6 protein-coding genes and 1 pseudogene are annotated in these 5157 nt (G+C 72.1%); 4 read left to right on the forward strand and 3 right to left on the reverse strand.

Annotation, left to right across the window (positions count from 1 at the left end; all coding sequences use genetic code 11):
• Nucleotides 1–530: Mut7-C RNAse domain-containing protein (locus EF918_RS32070; RefSeq protein WP_185922017.1), on the forward strand; the 530-nt coding region annotated here is incomplete at its 5' end.
• Here the strand turns inward: EF918_RS32070 and EF918_RS32075 are convergent.
• On the reverse strand, nt 518–835 hold the full coding sequence (locus EF918_RS32075) for a hypothetical protein (RefSeq protein WP_260610855.1): 318 nt from the start codon (nt 833–835) through the stop codon (nt 518–520). The two genes, EF918_RS32070 and EF918_RS32075, sit on opposite strands and share 13 nt — an antisense overlap.
• A 229-nt stretch (nt 836–1064) precedes the next feature.
• Here EF918_RS32075 and EF918_RS32080 point away from each other — a divergent pair, with 229 nt between their 5' ends.
• Both EF918_RS32080 and EF918_RS32085 read left to right on the forward strand, forming a co-directional pair.
• Complete coding sequence (locus tag EF918_RS32080) at nt 1065–1400, forward strand: YnfA family protein (protein WP_125652429.1); 336 nt, start codon at nt 1065–1067, stop codon at nt 1398–1400.
• Between the two features lie 163 nt (nt 1401–1563).
• The gene (locus tag EF918_RS32085) at nt 1564–2328 is read left to right on the forward strand and encodes an SDR family NAD(P)-dependent oxidoreductase (RefSeq protein WP_125652430.1); all 765 of its coding nucleotides are present in this window, start codon (nt 1564–1566) and stop codon (nt 2326–2328) included.
• Between the two features lie 48 nt (nt 2329–2376).
• Here EF918_RS32085 and EF918_RS32090 read toward each other — a convergent pair whose 3' ends face one another.
• Both EF918_RS32090 and EF918_RS32095 read right to left on the reverse strand, forming a co-directional pair.
• A complete protein-coding gene (locus tag EF918_RS32090; RefSeq protein WP_125652431.1) occupies nt 2377–3054 on the reverse strand; it encodes a polysaccharide deacetylase family protein in 678 nt (225 codons plus the stop codon).
• A gap of 192 nt (nt 3055–3246) precedes the next feature.
• Nucleotides 3247–4440 carry an RtcB family protein gene (locus EF918_RS32095; protein WP_125652432.1) on the reverse strand — a complete coding sequence of 398 codons (1194 nt, stop codon included), beginning with the start codon at nt 4438–4440 and terminating at the stop codon, nt 3247–3249.
• Between the two features lie 174 nt (nt 4441–4614).
• On the opposite strand from EF918_RS32095, the pseudogene EF918_RS32100 reads away from it, so the two are divergent.
• Nucleotides 4615–5157 (forward strand): annotated as a pseudogene (locus EF918_RS32100) (hypothetical protein); the annotation flags it as partial.

Here is a 5157-nt window from a genome sequence, read left to right on the forward strand (position 1 = left end):
AGCAGGTACCCGGCGCCCCCCTCCGCTTCCTCCTCGACGTCCACCTCGGCACCCTCGCCCGCCGCCTGCGCCTCCTCGGCGTGGACGCCGCGTACGACAACGAGGACCCCGGCGACCAGGCCCTGGCCACCCGGTCCGCCGCCGAACGCCGCGTCCTGCTCTCCCGCGACCGCGGCCTGCTGCGCCGCCGCGAGATCTGGGCCGGCGGATACGTCTACAGCGACAACCCGGACGAGCAACTGCGCGACGTCCTCGGCCGGTTCGCCCCCGAGCTCGCCCCCTGGACCCGCTGCACGGCCTGCAACGGCCCCCTGCACGAGGCCGACAAGGACAGCGTCGGCGACCGCCTGGAGGACGGCACCCACCGCACCTACGACGTCTTCGCCCAGTGCTCCGACTGCGCCCGCGTCTACTGGCGCGGCGCCCACCACGCCCGCCTGGAGCGCATCGTCACGGACGCCCTGGCCGAGTTCGGCCCCGCCACCGCGGCCACCGACCCGGCCACCGAGGCCCCGGCTCAGAAGGCGTAGCTGTCCCCGGTGTCCAGCGCGAGCACCACGTGCTCGTTGTTGGCCGTGTTCCGGTCCGCCGCCCCGCCGTTCCACCACGTGTCGACCCGGACGAACACCTCCGACGGCTGCCCGGCCAGCCCCAGCGCCAGACCGATGTGCCGCCCCTGCCCGTGCGCGGGCAGGGGCCCGGTCTCGCACACCACCTCGCGCACCCCGGCCCGCGCGCACCCCTCCGCCAGCGCCTGCCGCGGCGCCAGGTCCGCCGACAGCCGCAGCCGCAGCGTCGCGGCCTCCAGCTCGGCCGGGCCCTCGTTCTCCGGCACCAGCCACACCCGCAGCCGGCCCCGGCCAGCACCAGGGCCAGGACGGGGACCACCGACGCGACGACGACCCGCCGTCGTACGCCTGCTGCTGCACGCACCGCGACCACCTCCACACGCTCGACACGCGGACGCTAACCCGCCCCCACCCCACCGGTCGGACCATCACACGAACGAGGGCGCGTCGCCCCGCCATCCGCAGGCGCCGGCCCCCGCTGGCAGGATCGTCCCCATGCTGATCGCCCGTTCCGCCGCCCTGTTCGCCCTGGCCGCCGTCCTGGAGATCGGCGGCGCCTGGCTCGTCTGGCAGGGCGTGAAGGACCACAAGGGCTGGGTGTGGATCGGCGCGGGCGTGATCGCCCTCGGCCTCTACGGCTTCGTCGCCACGCTCCAGCCACAAGGCGACTTCGCCCGGGTCCTCGCGGCGTACGGCGGTGTCTTCGTCGCCGGCTCGATCGCCTGGGGCACGGTCGCCGACGGCTACCGCCCCGACCGCTGGGACGTCACCGGCGCCCTGATCTGCCTCGCGGGCATGGCCGTCATCATGTACGCCCCCCGCGGCCACTGAGCCCGCCCCCCACCCGCCTATGCTGGCGGCACCACACGCGTACGCAGCTCCGCACGCAGCGACGTACGCACACAGGTACGCACAGGTACGCAACAGCCAGGGTCCGCACCGCTCAGGTCCGCACACCGACGGATCGCCGCGCCCCCGACCGGAGGAGAGCAGCATGTCGCCGAAGGCCACCCGCACCGCAGTCGTCACGGGGGCGAGCAGCGGCATCGGCGCCGCCACCGCCCGGCAGCTCGCCGCCGCCGGGTACCACGTGGTCCTCACCGCCCGCCGCAAGGACCGCATCGAGGCCCTCGCCGCCGAGCTGACCACCGCCGGCCTGTCGGCGGCCGCCTACGCCCTGGACGTCACCGACCGCGCCGCCGTCGACTCCTTCGCCGCCTCCCTCGACCGCTGCGACGTCCTGGTCAACAACGCCGGCGGCGCCCTCGGCGCCGACCCGGTCGCCACCGGCGACCCGGCCGACTGGCGCACGATGTACGAGGTCAACGTCATCGGCACGCTGCACCTCACCCAGGCCCTGCTGCCCGCCCTCACCGCCTCCGGCGACGGCACCGTGGTCGTGCTGTCCTCCACCGCCGGCCACGGCACGTACGAGGGCGGCGCCGGCTACGTCGCCGCCAAGAACGGCGCCCGCGTCCTCGCCGAGACCCTCCGCCTGGAGATCGTCGGCCAGCCGGTCCGCGTGATCGAGATCGCCCCCGGCATGGTCAAGACCGAGGAGTTCGCCACCACCCGCTTCCGCGGGGACCAGGAGCGGGCCGCCAAGGTCTACGAGGGCGTGGCCGAGCCCCTCACCGCCGACGACGTGGCCGACACCATCACCTGGGCCGTCACCCGCCCCAGCCACGTCAACATCGACCTCCTGGTGGTCCGCCCCCGCGCCCAGGCCTCCAACACGAAGGTCCACCGCGAAGGCTGAGCCGCGACGCGGACGCACCAGAACGCCAGGGCCAGGCCCGGGGCCGGTCTAGGACACGATCCCGGCGGCCCGGAGCTGCGGCAGGAGGGCGGCCGGCTTCAGCCCGGCCGCCCTCGCCGCGTCCAGGGCCCGCTGGAGATCGGCCGCCAGGGTCGGCGTGAAGTGCAGCAGCACGATGTCCCCCGCCTTGAGCGCGGGAGTGGGCGGCGGGGTGTCGCCCCAGGTGGTGAAGTCGTGCGTCCAGGTCACGAGCGCCTTGATCCCACAGGCCTTGGCGGCGACCCGCACCTCGTCGTTCACGGCCCCGTACGGCGGCCGCAACAGCTTCGGTGCCCGACCGAACGCCGCCTGCACCTGCTCCCCGGCCCCGCACACCTCGGCGTCCTTGCCGGCCGCGTCGAGGGTGGTCAGATCGGGATGGCTGACGGTGTGGTTCTCCACCGTGGCCCGCCCCTGCTCGACGAGCCCGGTGAAGTACTGGCCGTCGTACGCCGTCGCCCCCGGCAGCAGGAAGAGCGACACCGGCACGCGCCGCTCGATCAGCAACTGCGCGGCGGCGGGGTCGTGGTGCCACCCGTCGTCGACGGTGATGAAGACGACCTTGTCCTGCGTCGGCACGTGCGCCACGACGGGCGGCAACCCGACCCCGGCCTGCGCCGACCCGGCCACCCCGAGCCCGAGCGAGAGCGCGGCGAGAACACTGAGCACCACACGAGATCTCCTCATGCCGCCCACCTTGGTCTAGACCATCTCGCCCGTCAACCCCCTTACCACCCAACCGACTTGTCGCCGCTCCACCCCGGGGAGCCCACCAGGGTGAATGCATGCGACATGTCGGCGCCCGCGGATACGGAGGAGCCCGGGGCGCCGTGTGGCGGCCCGGGCTCCTCCATTCCCCCGACAACTGCGCTCCGGGCGTCAGCCCTTCACGCAGATGACCTGCTTGAGCTTCGCGACGACCTCCACGAGGTCCGTCTGCTGCTCGATGACCTGCTCGATCGACTTGTACGCGCCCGGGATCTCATCCACGACGCCCGAGTCCTTGCGGCACTCCACGCCCCGCGTCTGGTCCGCCAGGTCGCGCGTCGAGAACCGCTTCTTCGCCGCCGTGCGGCTCATCTTGCGGCCCGCCCCGTGCGATGCCGAGTTGAAGGACTTGGCGTTGCCGAGGCCCTTCACGATGTACGAACCCGTGCCCATCGAGCCCGGGATGATGCCGTACTCGCCGCTGCCCGCCCGGATCGCGCCCTTCCGCGTGACCAGCAGGTCCATGCCGTCGTACCGCTCCTCCGCCACGTAGTTGTGGTGGCAGCTGATCTCCTGCTCGAAGGAGACCTTCGCCTTGCGGAACTCCCTGCGCACGACCTCCTTGAGCAGGCTCATCATCACCTTGCGGTTGAACTTGGCGTACTCCTGCGCCCAGAAGAGGTCGTTGCGGTACGCGTTCATCTCCGGCGTGGCCGCCAGGAACACCGCCAGGTCGCGGTCGACCAGGTTCTGGTTGTGCGACAGGCCGCGGGCGATCTCGATGTGGTGCGCGGCCAGTTCATTGCCGATACCCCTCGATCCGGAGTGCAGCATGAGCCACACCGAATCAGACATATCTACACAAACTTCCACAAAGTGATTTCCGGAGCCCAGCGTTCCCATCTGCTTCAGCGCCCGCTCCCGCCGGAACTTCACCTCGTCCGCGACGTAGTCGAACCGCTCCCACAGGTCCCCGAACCCCGACGTCCCGAACCCGTACAGCCGGTCCGGGTCCACCGGTTCGCGGTGCATGCCCGTGCCCACCGGGATGGCCTGTTCGATGCGGGAGCGGAGGCGGGAGAGATCGCCCGGGAGGTCGTTCGCGGTCAGGGAGGTCCTGACCGCCGACATGCCGCAGCCGATGTCCACGCCGACCGCCGCCGGGCAGACGGCGTCGTGCATCGCGATGACCGAGCCGACCGTGGCGCCCTTGCCGTAGTGGACGTCCGGCATGACCGCCAGGCCCTTGATCCAGGGGAGGCCGGCGGTGTTCTGGAGCTGGCGCATCGCGTGCTCCTCGACGGTCGCCGGATCCGTCCACATCCGGATCGGGACCTTCGCCCCGGGCACCTCTACATACGACATATCGCCTCAACTACCCCGTAAACCGAAGAAAAGTCTCAATACACAAAAAGCCTCGCTCGTGGCCCCAAATACGACAAGGAACCGGCGTCAGCACCAGCGTGTGCGATAGACATTGATCCATCTGCCGTCATGCCGCGGCAACGGAATTTCCTCATCGACAGGAGGCCGACGGACGTGCAGCGTCGCAAGGGCTTCGCCGGGCTGGCCGCCTCGGCCGCCGCGGTGGCCGTGCTCACCACCGGGTGCTCCGCCGGATCCGGGTCCGGCGGGGGCAGTGACGCGAAGGGGGGCGCGGGCTCGACCTCCCCGGCCCCGGCGCCGCCGGGGAAGTACCGCAGCCTGCCCTCGCCCTGCAAGGCCGTCGACCTCAAGCGGCTGAAGGCCCTGCTCCCCGTCGCCGACAGCCTCACCCCCGAGCAGCGCGACCAGCTCTACGCCGGCGCCGCCGACACCTCCTACGACGGGGACCGCAGGGTCGGCTGCCGCTGGAACGCGCAGATGCCGGACACGACCCGGCTGCTCTACGTCGGCTTCGAGCGGGTGGTGTCCTACGACCGCTCCGCCGCCAGCGACGACGACAAGGCGAGGGCCGTCTACGCCCGGCAGCTCACCGACGCGCACATTCCGATCCCCGTGCCCGCTCCGTCCCCGACCTCCCCGGCTTCCTCTCCTTCCCCCGGCGCCTCCGCTTCCCCCGCGTCCTCGGCGTCCCCGGCC

This window comes from Streptomyces sp. WAC06614 (assembly GCF_003949795.1).
In the GTDB taxonomy this organism is placed as follows: domain Bacteria; phylum Actinomycetota; class Actinomycetes; order Streptomycetales; family Streptomycetaceae; genus Streptomyces.